At 72.1% G+C, this 14,011-nt stretch carries 13 protein-coding genes; 6 read left to right on the forward strand and 7 right to left on the reverse strand.

Going from position 1 to position 14,011, the window contains the following annotated elements:
* Nucleotides 1-136: 136 nt before the first annotated feature.
* Nucleotides 137-862, reverse strand: a complete 726-nt coding sequence (locus AB0E96_RS28255) for a DUF5324 family protein (RefSeq protein WP_359828414.1) — start codon at nucleotides 860-862, stop codon at nucleotides 137-139.
* Between the two features lie 226 nt (nucleotides 863-1,088).
* Here AB0E96_RS28255 and AB0E96_RS28260 point away from each other — a divergent pair, with 226 nt between their 5' ends.
* The gene (locus AB0E96_RS28260) at nucleotides 1,089-1,982 is read left to right on the forward strand and encodes a rhomboid family intramembrane serine protease (RefSeq protein WP_359828416.1); all 894 of its coding nucleotides are present in this window, start codon (nucleotides 1,089-1,091) and stop codon (nucleotides 1,980-1,982) included.
* Nucleotides 1,983-2,356: 374 nt separating this feature from the next.
* Here AB0E96_RS28260 and crgA read toward each other — a convergent pair whose 3' ends face one another.
* A complete protein-coding gene (gene crgA / locus AB0E96_RS28265; RefSeq protein WP_359828417.1) occupies nucleotides 2,357-2,605 on the reverse strand; it encodes a cell division protein CrgA in 249 nt (82 codons plus the stop codon).
* 173 nt (nucleotides 2,606-2,778) lie between these two features.
* On the opposite strand from crgA, the gene AB0E96_RS28270 reads away from it, so the two are divergent.
* The 5 genes from AB0E96_RS28270 to AB0E96_RS28290 all read left to right on the forward strand — a co-directional run bounded on the left by AB0E96_RS28270 (nucleotide 2,779) and on the right by AB0E96_RS28290 (nucleotide 6,484).
* Nucleotides 2,779-3,537 carry a DUF881 domain-containing protein gene (locus AB0E96_RS28270; RefSeq protein ID WP_359828429.1) on the forward strand — a complete coding sequence of 253 codons (759 nt, stop codon included), beginning with the start codon at nucleotides 2,779-2,781 and terminating at the stop codon, nucleotides 3,535-3,537.
* Nucleotides 3,538-3,606: 69 nt separating this feature from the next.
* Complete coding sequence (locus tag AB0E96_RS28275) at nucleotides 3,607-3,786, forward strand: hypothetical protein (RefSeq protein ID WP_049656795.1); 180 nt, start codon at nucleotides 3,607-3,609, stop codon at nucleotides 3,784-3,786.
* A 55-nt stretch (nucleotides 3,787-3,841) separates the two neighbouring features.
* Entirely contained in the window at nucleotides 3,842-4,507 is a 666-nt protein-coding gene (locus AB0E96_RS28280) for an aminodeoxychorismate/anthranilate synthase component II (RefSeq protein WP_359828419.1), read from the forward strand.
* 5 nt (nucleotides 4,508-4,512) lie between these two features.
* Nucleotides 4,513-5,607, forward strand: coding sequence for a class E sortase (locus AB0E96_RS28285; RefSeq protein ID WP_359828420.1), 1,095 nt, complete (start codon nucleotides 4,513-4,515; stop codon nucleotides 5,605-5,607).
* A 37-nt stretch (nucleotides 5,608-5,644) separates the two neighbouring features.
* Nucleotides 5,645-6,484, forward strand: coding sequence for a class E sortase (locus tag AB0E96_RS28290; protein WP_359828421.1), 840 nt, complete (start codon nucleotides 5,645-5,647; stop codon nucleotides 6,482-6,484).
* Nucleotides 6,485-6,628: 144 nt separating this feature from the next.
* Here the strand turns inward: AB0E96_RS28290 and pknB are convergent, their stop codons facing one another.
* The 5 genes from pknB to AB0E96_RS28315 form a co-directional block, all read right to left on the reverse strand.
* Complete coding sequence (pknB, locus tag AB0E96_RS28295) at nucleotides 6,629-8,746, reverse strand: Stk1 family PASTA domain-containing Ser/Thr kinase (protein WP_359828422.1); 2,118 nt, start codon at nucleotides 8,744-8,746, stop codon at nucleotides 6,629-6,631.
* 260 nt (nucleotides 8,747-9,006) lie between these two features.
* Nucleotides 9,007-10,464: a penicillin-binding protein 2 gene (locus AB0E96_RS28300; protein WP_359828424.1), complete on the reverse strand. Its 1,458-nt coding sequence runs from the start codon at nucleotides 10,462-10,464 to the stop codon at nucleotides 9,007-9,009.
* Nucleotides 10,461-11,837 carry an FtsW/RodA/SpoVE family cell cycle protein gene (locus tag AB0E96_RS28305; RefSeq protein WP_359828431.1) on the reverse strand — a complete coding sequence of 459 codons (1,377 nt, stop codon included), beginning with the start codon at nucleotides 11,835-11,837 and terminating at the stop codon, nucleotides 10,461-10,463. Before AB0E96_RS28305 ends, AB0E96_RS28300 begins: the two co-directional genes overlap by 4 nt.
* A 160-nt stretch (nucleotides 11,838-11,997) precedes the next feature.
* A complete protein-coding gene (locus AB0E96_RS28310; protein ID WP_359828426.1) occupies nucleotides 11,998-13,632 on the reverse strand; it encodes a protein phosphatase 2C domain-containing protein in 1,635 nt (544 codons plus the stop codon).
* A 53-nt stretch (nucleotides 13,633-13,685) separates the two neighbouring features.
* Nucleotides 13,686-14,011: FHA domain-containing protein (locus tag AB0E96_RS28315; RefSeq protein ID WP_359828427.1), on the reverse strand; the 326-nt coding region annotated here is incomplete at its 5' end.

Below are 14,011 nucleotides of genomic sequence, written 5' to 3' on the forward strand. Positions count from 1 at the left end.
TCGCGCGCTCCCTTAGCAAGGCAGATGACAGGAGTCCGACTCTCATAGGCACCACCGTACACAGCGGTAGCCGATGGGCCGCCCACCAGGATCCTGGTCGGCGGCCCATCGGCGTTCCCGGGCACGTCCGTCGCGGTCAGCGCGGCCCGGGGCCGTCGTTCCCGGCGACCGGGCCGTCGTTCTCGGGCGCCGGCTCACCGGCGGTGTCCGGGCCGGAGCCGTTCACCGGGGCGGAGGCGGCGTGCGCGCCGGCCGGCCGGGACTCCTGCGGGGCCGGCGGCTCGACCAGCCACTCCGGGTTGCTGTGCCGGCGCCACCACTGCCAGGCCAGGACACCGCCGCCGATGGCCAGCAGGCCGGCCACGGCGAGGCCGGTGGACAGCCGGTTGCAGCGCTCCTTCCTGGCGTTCCGGGCGGCCAGCTCGCTGATCTCGGCCGAGCTGACGTTGCCGTGGAGGGCGGTCAGCGCGGCGGCGCCGCGGGCCTGGGCCTCCTGGGCGACCGGGACGACGGTGGCGCGGGCCTCCTCGACCGCCTGGGCGACCCTGGGGCCCACGGTGGCCCGGGCCTGGTCCGCGGCCCGGGTGGCGGACAGACGGGCCGCCAGGGCGGCCTCCTGGGCCCGGTGAAGGGCCTTCAGGGCGTTCTGCTGGGCCTCCGGCGACAGATTGGCGAAGGCCTGGCCGAACTGCGGGGCGAGGTGCCTGTCGTACTGGTCGCGGAGGTTGTGCGCGGCCAGCGCGGCCTTCGGACCGAAGGCGTCCAAGGCGGGGCCGAGGCGCTGCTTGGCGCTGTCCGCGAACTGTGCGGCGGTGTCCCGGGTCCTGGTGGCCGTCTCTCGGGCCGAATCCGAAAAGCTCACGAGTTCTCTCCTCCTGGGTGGCGTCCTTTATGCACATATCCACCTGAATGCTGATCATGCATCCTGATTTGTCCGAGGGCATCCGGGGTGGGCCGTACGCGGGCCCCGGCGGGCGGCGGGGCGCGGGAACGGAGTGGAGCCGGACGTGGGGGAGCGGGACCGTGGGCGGGGGCGCGGCAGTAGGCTGGCGGTTTCGGAGGTCGTGTACGGGAAGGGGACCCCGCTGATGCTCCCGGACGAGCCGCGCCCGTCGGTCGATCCGTCCCCGGAGGCCGGTCCGCCCGGCTGCTACCGGCACCCGCAGACCCCCACCGGGGTCTCCTGCACCCGCTGCGAGCGGCCGATCTGCCCCCGGTGCATGGTGACCGCCTCGGTGGGCTTCCAGTGCCCGGAGTGCGTCGGCGAGGGCCACGCCGGGTCGCGGCAGGCGACCACCCGGTTCGGCGGCGCCCTGGCCGCCGACGGCGGGCTGGTCACCCGGCTGCTGATCGGCCTCAACGTCGTGGTCTGGGTGCTGGCGGCCTACGTGCTCACCCCCAGGCTGGGCCAGACCTGGTCGCTGTTCAGCGCGGGGAGCGACATCCTCGGCGGCCCGGCGGGCATCGCCGACGGCCCGGACCAGTGGTACCGGCTGCTGACCGCCACCTTCCTGCACCTGGAGTGGTGGCACGTCGGGATGAACATGCTGGTGCTGTTCTGGCTCGGCCCCGCGCTGGAGCAGGCGCTCGGGCGGCTGCGGTTCCTGGCCCTCTACCTGCTCTCCGGCCTGGGCGGCAGCACCTTCGCCTTCCTGGTGGCCGGCGACTGGATGAACTCGGTGGGCGCCTCCGGGGCGGTCTTCGGGCTGATCGGCGCCACGATCGTGATGCAGTTGCGGAACCGGGGCCCGATCGCCCCGGCGATGGCGTTCCTGGTCTTCAACCTGATCGTCACCTTCTCCCGCCCGGGCATCGACTGGCGGGCGCACGTCGGCGGCCTGGTGCTCGGCTCGCTGACCGCGGCCGGCCTGATGTACGCCCCGCGCGAGCGGCGCGGCGCGGTGCAGGCACTGGCGGTGGCGGGCGCGGTGGCGGTCGAGGCGGGGATGCTGCTGGTCGGGATGTCCCTCTACGGGGCCTGACCGTTCGGACGGTTGTCCACAGCGGGTGCGGGGTTGTGCACAGGCTGTGCGTCCACCCGGTTGTGGACTGCTGTTCTACGCGTGTCCTGCTGTGCGGTTCCCGCGCCTCCGGGGAGTTGTGCACAGCTGTGGACGGCCCCGTCCGGAAAAGTTATCCACAGGGTGGGGGGACTTTTCCCCAGTGTGGATAACCATGTGGATAAGCGGGTGGTCCGATGGTGGGGACAACCGACCGGCTGCCCTCCCGGTCGGCCCCGCTCCGGCTCCGTCCGGGCTCGTCCCCCGGCCGCGGGCACGCCTGACCGCCGCCCCGGGACGAGCGATCCGGAGCGGCGGAGAACGGCTCGGTGAGGAGCCTCAGGACGGGCGGGCCGTCACTTCCACTGGGTGGAGACGCCGAACCCCGCGGCGATGAAGCCGAAGCCCACCAGGATGTTCCAGTTCCGCCAGTCCTCGACCGGGTAGCTGCCGCTGGTCACGTAGTAGGTGACGATCCACACCAGGCCGACCAGGAACAGCGCGAGCATCAGCGGAGCGACCCACCCGCGGCCCGAACTGATCTTCACCGCAGCCGTCGTCGGCGGGGTGTAGTCGGACTTCTTGCGGAGTCGAGACTTCGGCACGAGGAGCTCTCCTGTCGATGCGCTGTGAGACCGCGCGGGGTGCAGCGGGTGGAATCGGCCGCGGTCGCCGTGGAGAAACGTCCTGGGACCGCTCCGCCACACGCCACCGGCGTCCGTTAGCGTAGTGGCTCGGCGGGTCTTGAGGAGATAAGGGTACGGTGACTAATTTGTCGATTCCCCCTGAGCCGGCCCGTACCCGTCGCTCCGGCACCCGAATTGTCGGCCGTGCCCTGACCTGCGCCGTGTTCGCGCTCGCCGGGCTGCTCTTCTACATCAGCGCCCAGACCGCCCGCGGCACCGACCTGCGGACCGACAACTCGCTGCTCAGCCTCGGCGACGTGATCCGCCAGCGCAGCGCGCAGAACCAGCAGGCGCAGTCCCAGCTCGCCGACCTCCAGACCCGCGCCCAGCAGCTCACCGAGCAGCAGGGCCACGACCCCGCCGACGCCGCGCAGCTGGACGGCCTGCGCTCCGGCGCCGCCCTGGAGCCGCTCCAGGGCGGCGGCCTGACCGTCACCCTCAACGACGCCCCGCCGAACGCCACCGCGCGCATCCCCGGGGTGCCCGAGCCCGGCGTCAACGACCTGGTCATCCACCAGCAGGACATCCAGGCCGTGGTCAACGCGCTGTGGCGGGGCGGCGCCGAGGGCGTGCAGGTGATGGACCAGCGGCTGATCTCCACCAGCGCCGTCCGCTGCGTCGGCAACACCCTGCTGCTCCAGGGCCGGGTCTACTCCCCGCCCTACGTGGTCAAGGCGGTCGGGAAGACCGACGCCCTGCGCTCGACCGTCGAGACGGACCCGACGATCCGCAACTACCTCCAGTACGTCCAGGCGTACGGGCTGGGCTGGAAGGTCCAGGAGAGCGGCGACCTGACCCTGCCCGGCTACTCCGGCACCACCGAGCTGCGCTCGGCGGGCGGGCAGCAGTAGCGGACCGGCCCCGCGGCCGAACCCGGCGGGTCTACTCTTTAACCCAGTCCGCTACGTCGAGGGAGCACCATGTACGGCTGGATCTGGCGTCACCTCCCGGGGAACACCCTGGTCCGGGCCGTCATCTCGCTGCTCCTCGTGCTGGGGATCGTCTACCTCCTCTTCACCTACGTCTTCCCGTGGGCGGAACCGCTGCTCCCCTTCGGCGACGTCACAGTGGACGGCGGCGACGGCGCCGCGACCGGCTGAGCCGGCGGGCCCGGCACTCCCTTCCCGCACCGCATCCCACGGAGACCACGCGCGCATGACGACCCGGCCCAGCACCCCGCCCCGCATCCTGGTGGTGGACAACTACGACAGCTTCGTCTTCAACCTGGTCCAGTACCTGTACCAGCTGGGCGCCACCTGCGAGGTGGTGCGCAACGACGAGGTGACGGTCGAGCACGCCGTCCGCCGCTCCGGGGAGGAGGGCTTCGACGGAGTGCTGCTCTCCCCCGGGCCCGGCGCCCCGGAGGAGGCCGGGGTCTGCATCGAGATGGTGCACCACTGCGCGCGGATCGGGCTCCCGGTGTTCGGCGTCTGCCTGGGCCTCCAGTCGATCGCGGCCGCCTACGGCGCGGTGGTCGGCCGGGCGCCCGAGCTGCTGCACGGCAAGACCTCGCCGGTCGAGCACGAGGACGGCGGGGTCTTCACGGGCCTCCCCTCGCCGCTGACCGCGACCCGGTACCACTCGCTGGCGGTCGAACCGGCCACCGTGCCGGCCGAGCTGGTGGTCACCGCCCGCACCGGCAGCGGTGTGATCATGGGCCTGAGGCACCGTGAACTCCCGGTCGAGGGCGTGCAGTTCCACCCCGAGTCGGTGCTCACCGAGGGCGGTCACCGGATGCTCGCCAACTGGCTCGCGGAGTGCGGCTTCCCGCAGGCGGTCGACCGGTCGGCCGGGCTCGCCCCGGTGATCGGCCGGGGCTGACCGGCGTGACCGCGCTGCGTCCGGAGCGGCGCTTCCAGCCGGAGACGGACCCGTACGGCACCGTGCGGCAGTACGGCGGCCCCGGCCACCCGGGCCGGGAACACGGCACCGACGGCGCCCCGTACCCGGTGCAGGCCGTGCCCGAGGACGCCTGGGGCGTGTACGAGCAGGCCCAGGAGCCCCTCGTGGACGGGCCCGAGTACCCCTGGCTGCCCGACCAGACCCTCCAGCTGCGGCTGCCCCCGGACATCGGTGCGCCGGCCGGCGAACCGGCCCCCACCGGCGGCCGGGCCGAGCGCCGCCGCGCCGCCCAGGGCCGCACCTCGCTGCGCTCCGGCAACGGCCGGCGCCGGGCGAATGGCCGTGCCGCCGGGCGGGTGCGCCCCAAGGAGTCCCTGCTCGTGGTGGCCGCCCGGGGCGTCGGCGAGCTGTGCATCTCGCTCGGCCTGGTCATGCTGCTCTTCGTCGCGTACCAGCTCTGGTGGACCAACGTGCAGGCCGACGCGGCCGCCGACGGGGCCCGCAACCGGCTGGAGCAGCAGTTCGACGCGGTTGCCCCGCCCGTCCAGCCGGGGCAGCCGGGGCAGCCGGCGCCGGCCGCCCCGGACAAGCCCGAGGTGTTCGAGCCCGGCAAGGGCTTCGCCATCATCTACCTGCCCAAGCTGGGGCTGAAGTTCCCGATCGCCGAGGGCACCTCCAAGCCGTCGGTGCTCGACAAGGGCCTGGTCGGCCACTACGCCAACACCGGGATGCCGGGCGACAAGGCGGGCAACTTCGCGCTGGCCGCCCACCGCAACACCCACGGCGAGCCGTTCCGGTACATCAACGAGCTCGGCAAGGGCGACAAGATCGTGGTGGAGACCGCCGCGGGCTACTACACCTACGAGGTCACCGGGGGGATCCCGGAGACCTCCCCCAACAACGTCAGCGTGATCAAGCCGGTGCCGAACGGCGCCGGGTACGCCGGGCCCGGCCGCTACATCACGCTCACCACGTGCACCCCGGAGTTCACTTCCAAGTTCCGTCTCATCGTCTTTGGCAAGATGATCGAGGAACGGCCGCGTGCCCAGGGCAAGCCGGCCGCGATCACGGGCGGGTAGCCGCCCGGCCGCCCGGCCCGGAGGGGGAGCACCGCAGATGCAGGACGAGACCGCGCAGTCGGCCGAACCGGCGCAGGAGGCCTTCCGCCCGCCCGAGCCGCGGGCCGGGCGGGGCCGGAACCGGGCGCTGGCCGCGCTCGGGGTCTTCGGCGAGCTGCTGATCACCCTGGGCCTGGTGCTCGGCCTGTTCGTGGCCTACTCGCTGTGGTGGACCAACGTGCAGGCGGACCGCTCCGCCTCGCAGGCCGCCGACCGGCTGCGCAGCAGCTGGGCCGCGGGGCCGACCCCGGGCCCCGCGGGGTCCCCCGGCCCCGCCCCGGCCCCCGGAGCCTCCGGCACGCCCGGAGACCCGGGTGCCCCCGGCGCCGTGCCGAAGCAGTTCGCGGCCGGGGACGACGTCGGCTTCCTGCACGTCCCGGCGATGGGCCGGGACTACCAGGTGCTGATCCGGATGGGCACCTCCACCGAGGTCCTGGACGAGGGCGTCGCGGGCGTCTACGAGCAGCCGTACAAGGCCGCGATGCCGTGGGACCCGCAGGGCAACTTCGCGCTGGCCGCCCACCGGGACGGCCACGGGGCCAAGTTCCACGACCTGGACGCCGTCCACCGGGGCGACGCGGTCGTGGTCGAGACCCGGGACAAGTGGTACGTCTACCAGGTCGACGCGACCCTGGCGGAGACGTCCAAGTACGACACCGGCATCGTGGCGCCCGTCCCGGCCCGCTCCGGCTACGCCGGGCCCGGCCGGTACATCACCCTGACCACCTGCACGCCGGTGTACACCTCGCGCTACCGGATGGCCGTCTGGGGCAGCCTGGTGCGGGTGGACGACATGGACGCCAAGCGCACCCCGCCGCCGGAGCTGCGCCGCTCCTGAGGCCGCCGTACGGCCCTGGGGAGGGGGCCGGGCACGGAAATGCCCGAGGGCCCGCCGCGGACATCGCGGCGGGCCCTCGGGCGTGCTGGGGAGTTACCCGGGCCCCGTCCCCCGGTTCAGCCGAACCAGGGGAATATCGGGGGCCTAGTGGTCCCCTTTGGGGGGTGTGGTGGTGGGGTCGCCCCCTTTGGTCGGCTCCGCCGCCTTGGTGTACAGCTGGATCTGGCTGTTCGGGTCGACCAGGGTGCCGGCCGGCGGGTTGCTCTGCTGCACGGTGGCGTTCGGGTCCGCGGGGCCGCTGACCACGACGTAGGTCAGGCCCAGCGCCTTCAGCTGGTCCGCGGCGGCGCCCAGCTTGACGTTCGCCAGCGGCGGGATCTGGGGCTTGTCCTGCGCCTTGTAGACGACCAGCGTGATCTTGGTGTTGGCCGGGGCCTTGGTGTTGGCCGGGACCGACTGCGAGGCGATGGTGTTGACCTTGCTCGGGTCCGGGGCCGGCGTGGTCTTCGAGACGTCCACCTGGAAGCCGAGGCCCTGGAGGGTGGCCTGGGCGTCCTCCTTCTGGGAGCCGACCACGTTCGGGACGGTCACCTTGGCCTTGCCCTGCGACACGGTCAGCTTGATCGCCGTGCCCGGGTCGACGGCCGCGTTGGCCGCCGGGTCCTGGGCGGTGACGGTGTCCTGCGCGGCGTTGTCGTCGTCCTTGTACTCGGTGGTCACGTTGGTGAAGCCGAGGTCGGCGAGCGCCTTGGTGGCCTGGTCCTTCGGCTTGCCGACCACGCTCGGGACCTGCGCCTTGGCCGGGCCCGAGGAGATCTGCACCGTGATGGTGGAGTCCTCGGCGACCTGGGTGCCGACCGCCGGGGTCTGGACGCAGACCTGGTCCTTCTTGATGTTGGTGTCCGGGCAGGCGATCTTCTCGCCCTCGGCCACCACGAGCTTGGGACCGGCCGCGGCGGCGGCGGTCTTGGCCTCGGCCAGGGTCTTGCCGACCAGGCCCGGGGCGGTGACCTTCGCGGTCTCCTTCTTGTCGTTGCCGAACATCGCCTGGGCGACGAAGAAGGTGCCGACCAGGACCAGTACGGCGGCCACCGCCAGCACGATCCAGGAGGTGTTGCTCTTCTTCGGCGGGTCCTCGCTCCGGCGGCCGCCGCGGCCGTAGCCGTCGTCGTAGCCGTCGTTGCCGCCGCCCGCGGCACCGGCGTAGGTCTGGCCGTAGCCGTCGTCCTGGTAGCCGCCCTGCTGCCCGTAGCCGGGCTGCCCGGAGGCCTGCGGCAGGACAGTGGTCGGGCCGCCGCCGGGCTGCTGCGGCAGCACGTTGGTCTGGCCGTACGGGTCGTGCTGCTGCGGGTAGCCGTTCTGGTCGTAGCCGTACCCGGCCGCGCCCATGCCGTACGCGGCCTGCTGCGCGGCGGCCACCGGCAGGCCGTCGAGGAAGCGCTCGATGTCGTCGCGCATCTCGTCGGCGGTCTGGTAGCGGTAGTCGCGGTCCTTGGCGAGCGCCTTCAGCACGATCGCGTCGACCTCGGGGCGCACCTCGGGGTCGAAGACGGACGGCGGCTGCGCCTCCTCCCGGACGTGCTGGTAGGCCACCGCGACCGGCGAGTCGCCGACGAACGGCGGGCGGACGGTCAGCAGCTCGTAGAGCAGGCAGCCGGTGGAGTACAGGTCGGAGCGGGCGTCGACCTGCTCGCCCTTGGCCTGCTCGGGGGAGAGGTACTGGGCGGTGCCGATGACGGCGGAGGTCTGCGTCATGGTCATCCCGGCGTCACCCATCGCACGGGCGATGCCGAAGTCCATGACCTTGACGTTGCCCTGCCGGGTCAGCATCACGTTGGCCGGCTTGATGTCGCGGTGCACGATGCCGGCCCGGTGCGAGTACTCCAGGGCCTGGAGGATGCCGATGGTCATCTCCAGCGCGCGCTCGGGCAGCAGCCGGCGGCCGGAGTGCAGCAGCTCGCGCAGCGTGGACCCCTCGACGTACTCCATCACGATGTACGGGATGGAGATGCCGTCGATGTAGTCCTCGCCGGTGTCGTACACGGCGACGATCGCGGGGTGGTTCAGGGACGCCGCCGACTGCGCCTCGCGGCGGAACCGGGCCTGGAACGACGGATCCCGGGCCATGTCGGCCCGGAGCGTCTTCACTGCGACGGAGCGGCCGAGCCGGGTGTCATGGGCGAGGTACACCTCGGCCATGCCGCCGCGTCCGAGGACGCCGCCGAGCTCGTACCTGCCGCCGAGGCGACGAGGCTCTTCCATAGTTCCGACCCTCTCCCTCACCCGCCGGTGAGGTTGTGACGTAGGTGTCCCCGCACGCTCTGGGTGACGCCGCGCGGTCCGCGACCGGTTCTCCGGCCGGGCCGTGCGGTGCCTCGCGGGCGGCAACGGGCACACCCGCTGCTGGCGGATACGCTACCGGTCGGACCGCATCGGACCGGAGTCAGCCGTCGGCCGATATCAGACCGGTATCCGGACGGGGCTGCCGATCGTGACGTTCCCCTCACCCCGGATCCGCGCTCCTACTTGCCGAGTGCCGCCTGCATCACCGCCTTGGCGATCGGGGCCGCGAGCCGGCCGCCGCTGATGCCGTCGCGGTTCTGGGAGCCGTCCTCGACGACCACCGCGACTGCGACCGACTGGCCGTCCGGGGTCTTGGCCCAGGAGGTGAACCAGGCGAACGGCAGCCCGGCGTTGTCCTCGCCGTGCTGCGCGGTGCCGGTCTTGCCGCCGACCTGGAGGCCGGGGATCTTGGCGTTCGTGCCGGTGCCGTTCTCGACCACCGAGACCATCAGATCCTGCATCTTCTGCGCGGTGGCCGGGCTCATCGCCTGGGAGAACTGCTTCTCGGTGTGCTTGGACACGGTGGTCAAGGTGGCCGAGCGCTCCTGGTCGACCAGGTACGGCTGCATCAGGCTGCCGTTGTTGGCGATCGCCGCGGAGACCATGGCCATCTGGAGCGGGGTGGCGCGGGTGTCGTGCTGGCCGATCGAGTCCTGGGCGGTGCCGTCCAGGCTCGGGCTGTCCGGGAAGACGCTCTTCTCGGAGCGGATCGGGGTGTCGACCGTGCTGTTGAAGCCGAACTTCTCGGCCTGCGCCCGCATCCGCTCCTTGCCCAGGTCGGCGCCCATCTTGGCGAAGACCGTGTTGCAGGACTGGTCCATCCCGGACTTGACGGTGGCGTTCTCGCAGCGCTCGTTCGGGCTCTCGTTCTTCAGCTGGGTGTTCGTGCCGGGCAGGATGTACGGCTCGGGCGTCTCGGTGGCGTCGTCGATGCCCTGGTACCGGCCGTTCTCGAACGCCGCGGTCGCGGTGACCAGCTTGAAGGTCGAGCCGGGCGGATAGGTCTCCTTCAGCGCCCGGTTGAGCATCGGCTTGTTCGGGTCGGCGTTGAGGTCCGTCCAGGCCTTGGTGTCGGCCGCCTCGCCGCCGGCGAAGGTGCCCGGGTCGTAGGACGGGGTGGAGACCAGGCCCAGGATCGCGCCGGTCTTCGGGTCGAGCGCGACCACCGCGCCCTTCTTGTTGCCCATCGCGTCGAACGCGGCCTTCTGGACCTTGGCGTTGATGGTGGTGACCACGTCGCCGCCGCGCTTCTGCTCGCCGGTCAGCATGTCCAGGGTGTTGCGGAAGAACAGCCGGTCGTCGGTGCCGGAGAGGATGCCGTCCTCCAGGTTCTCCAGCTGGTTGGAGCCGTAGGCCTGGGAGGAGTAGCCGGTCACCGGGGCGTACATCGGCCCGTCGACCCAGGAGCGCTTGTACTTGTAGCGCAGGCCGTTGACGAAGTCCGACTTCGTGACCGGCTGGCCGCTGACGATGATGTTGCCGCGCGGGTGGGCGTACCGGTCGTACAGCTGGCGCTTGTTGTTCTTGTTGGTCGCCCAGGAGTCGGCCTGGACGCCCTGCACCCAGTTGGTGCGCACCATCAGGGCCAGGATCAGCACGAGGCAGAAGATCGAGACCCGGCGGATCGGCTTGTTCATCGGGCGGGTCCTCCCTGGCCCTCGGGGGCCGGGGCCGGTTCGACCCCGGGTCGGCGGGCGCTGTCGCTGATCTTCAGCAGGATCGCGACCAGCGCCCAGTTGGCGACCACGGACGAACCGCCCTGGGCGAGGAACGGCATGGTCATACCGGTGAGCGGGATCAGCCCGGTGACACCGCCGGCCACGACGAACACCTGGATCGCCATCGCCGAGGAGAGGCCGACGGCGAACAGCTTGCCGAACGGGTCGCGGGCGGCGAGCGCGGTGCGCAGCCCGCGCTGCACCAGCAGCGCGTACAGCAGGAAGATCGCCATCAGGCCGGTCAGCCCGAGCTCCTCGCCGAACGAGCCCAGGATGAAGTCGCTCTTGGCGGCGAAGGCGATCAGCCAGGAGCGGCCCTGACCGAGGCCGGAGCCGGTGACCCCGCCGGAGCCGAGCGCCATCAGCGACTGGCCGATCTGCTCGGTGGAGCCCTTCGGCGGGTTCGCGCCGAAGGCGGCCATCGGGTCGAGCCAGGCGTCGATGCGGACCTTCACGTGGCTGGCGGTCGAGGCGACCGCGACCGCGCCGCCGACCGACATCAGCAGGCCGAACAGGATCCAGCTGGTCCGCTCGGTGGCGACGTAGAGCATCACCACGAACAGGCCGAAGAACAGGAACGAGGTGCCCAGGTCGTTCTCGAAGATCAGGATCAGCAGGCTGAGCAGCCAGATCACGACGATCGGGCCGAGGTCGCGGCCGCGCGGCAGGTACAGGCCCATGAACCGGCGGCTGGCCAGTGCCAGGGCGTCCCGCTTGACCATCAGGTAGCCGGCGAAGAAGACGGTCAGGACGATCTTGGCGAACTCGCCGGGCTGGATGGAGAAGCTGCCCATCCGGATCCAGATCTTGGCGCCGAAGTCCTCCGCCCGGGCCGGGAAGAAGGCCGGTGCGGCGAGCAGGACCAGGGCCACCACCATCGAGATGTAGGTGTAGCGCTGCAGCACCCGGTGGTCCTTCAGCAGGACCATCACCGCGATGAAGCCGGCGATCCCGAGGGCCGACCACATCAGCTGGTTCTGGGCCGCCGGGTAGTTGCCCCTGAGCAGCTTGCCCGCCTTGTCCAGCCGCCAGATCATCACCACCCCGAGCCCGTTCAGCAGGGTGGCGATCGGCAGCATCAGCGGGTCCGCGTACGGCGCGAAGCGGCGCACCAACAGGTGCGCGACCACGGCCAGGGCACCCATGCCGAGGCCGTAGCCGAGCATGCCGGTGGGCAGCTTGCCGTCCATCGCGAGGCCGACGTTGGCGTACGCGAGGACGGGCACCAGCACCGCGAAGACCAGCAGGGCCAGCTCGGTGTTGCGCCGGTTGGGCGTCTCCTGCGGGGAGATCGTGGTGTTGCCCCGCCGGCGGGGGACGGCACGCTCGGCCGCCGCCCGGCGCCGGCCGGACCGGGTGGACTCTTGGGTCAGGTCGTAGCTGCTCACGTGGTGACCGCTCCCTGACGGCCGGCAAGACCGCTCGGGGCGGTCCTATGTCGGATCACGGACGTCACTGCTTCGGGCAGGAGTTGGCCCGGCCGAGTTCCTCCTCGGTCAGCGGCGCCTGGTCGCCCTGCCCGCCGGCCGTCGGGGGGGTGGCGTTCGGCGCCGGGGCGGGTGCCCCCGGGGCGGTCGGCGTCGGTGTGGCCGGCGCGGTGGTCGGTGCGCTGGTCGGTGCCACCGCGGCCGGGCCGCGGTTCTTCTCGGTCGGGGTGGGCGTGGCGGCCAGGTACGCCGCCTGCACCGCCTGGGTGGCCGGCGGTGCGGCCGGGGCGGCCGCCCTCGCCGCCCGCTGGCAGAGCTGGACCCAGCCGTCGAGTTCGTTGACCGTCGACTGGGCGTCCTTCATGCTGCCGACCGAGATGGTCTTCTTCACGTGGACCTGCTGGTCCTCGGGCAGCCACTTCAGCTGGATCCTGCTGTACGAGGAGTGCACCGAGGACAGGCTCAGGCCGGCCAGGTTCTGGTTGATGCCCTGGTAGATCGCGACGTGGTCGTCCTGGGTGCCGACGTAGTACTGGTCCTGGGTCCACTGGTAGCCGAACCAGCCGGCGCCGCCGAGCAGGCCGAGCGCGACCAGGGCGGCCAGCGAGACCGTCAGGCCCTTGCGCTTGCGCTTCGCCGGGCGCTCCTCGTCGAACTCCTCGGTGCCGTACACCGAGGGCTCGCCGGAGCCGTAGCCGTACTCGCCGCCCTGGTAGCCCTCGGCGGGGCCGAAGCCGCCCTGCCCGGAGCCGTACTCGCCCTCGTAGCCCTCGGCGGGGCCGAAGGCGCCCTGGGGGCTGCGGCCGAGTCCGGCGGCGCGGCCCGCCGGGGTGTCCGCGATCGAGCGGTCGGCGGCGGCCGAGGACGGCGGGGCGTCGGCGACCGCGCCGACCACCACCGGGACGTCGTTGAACTGGCCGCTCATGGTGTCCGTGGCGCCGACGTCGATGACGTCCGCCACGATGCAGGTGATGTTGTCCGGGCCCCCGCCGCGCAGCGCGAGCTGGATCAGCTCCTGCACGGTCTGCTCGGGCGCGTAGTAGCTGCCGAGGGTCTCCTGGAGGGTCTGGTGGCTGACCGGGCCGGAGAGGCCGTCGGAGCAGATCAGGTAGCGGTCGCCGGCCCGGACCTCGCGGATCGACAGGTCGGGCTCGACCTGGCCGCGGCCGTCCAGCGCCCGCATCAGCAGCGAGCGCTGCGGGTGGGTCTCGGCCTCCTCGGGCGTGATCCGGCCCTCGTCGACCAGGCGCTGCACCCAGGTGTGGTCCTGGGTGATCTGCACCAGGGAGCCGTCGCGCAGCAGGTACGCGCGGGAGTCGCCGACGTGCACCATGCCCATCCGCTGGCCCGTCCACAGCATGGCGGTCAGGGTGCAGCCCATGCCCTCCAGCTGCGGGTCCTCCTCGACCATCTGCCGGAGCCGGTCGTTGGCGCCCTGGACGGCGTCGCCCAGCAGGGTCAGCAGGTCGGCGCCCGGCACGTCCTCGTCCAGCCGGACGATCGAGCCGAGCACCTCGGAGGAAGCGACCTCGCCGGCCGCGGCGCCGCCCATGCCGTCGGCCACGGCCAGCAGCCGCGGCCCGGCGTAGCCGGAGTCCTCGTTCCCCTCCCGGATCAGTCCCTTGTGGGAGCCGGCGGCGAAGCGCAGCACCAGGGTCATGCGACCTGTGCCCCCCTCTGGGTCATGGACGGGATGCTGTCCCTCATGCGCTACTACTTCCGCAGTTCGATGACGGTCCTGCCGATACGGATCGGCATGCCCGGCTGGAGCGGGGTGGGCGCGGTCAGGCGCTGCCGGTCCAGATAGGTGCCGTTGGTGGAGCCTAGATCCTCGACCGTCCACTGCCCAGTCTGATCCGGATAGATCCTGGCATGCCGGGAGGACGCGTAGTCGTCGTCCAGCACGATGGTGGAGTCGTGCGCGCGGCCGAGCGTGATGGTCTGGCCAGCGAGACCCGCTCCAGCACCTTGCGGCTGCCGAACCAGGCGGAGACGTCCCGCGTCTCCAGCCCGGCGAGCGGTTCGCCGGGCAGGCCGTC

This window comes from Kitasatospora sp. NPDC036755 (genome assembly GCF_040636595.1).
Lineage (GTDB): Bacteria > Actinomycetota > Actinomycetes > Streptomycetales > Streptomycetaceae > Kitasatospora.

Excerpts from the sequence above, each read along its gene's own strand:
- AB0E96_RS28260 (WP_359828416.1), top strand. The coding sequence starts at position 1,089 with ATGCTCCCGGACGAGCCGCGCCCGTCGGTCGATCCGTCCCCGGAGGCC.
- AB0E96_RS28275 (WP_049656795.1), top strand. The coding sequence starts at position 3,607 with ATGTACGGCTGGATCTGGCGTCACCTCCCGGGGAACACCCTGGTCCGG.
- AB0E96_RS28280 (WP_359828419.1), top strand. The coding sequence starts at position 3,842 with ATGACGACCCGGCCCAGCACCCCGCCCCGCATCCTGGTGGTGGACAAC.
- AB0E96_RS28290 (WP_359828421.1), top strand. The coding sequence starts at position 5,645 with ATGCAGGACGAGACCGCGCAGTCGGCCGAACCGGCGCAGGAGGCCTTC.
- pknB (WP_359828422.1), bottom strand. The coding sequence starts at position 8,746 with ATGGAAGAGCCTCGTCGCCTCGGCGGCAGGTACGAGCTCGGCGGCGTC.
- AB0E96_RS28300 (WP_359828424.1), bottom strand. The coding sequence starts at position 10,464 with ATGAACAAGCCGATCCGCCGGGTCTCGATCTTCTGCCTCGTGCTGATC.
- AB0E96_RS28310 (WP_359828426.1), bottom strand. The coding sequence starts at position 13,632 with ATGACCCTGGTGCTGCGCTTCGCCGCCGGCTCCCACAAGGGACTGATC.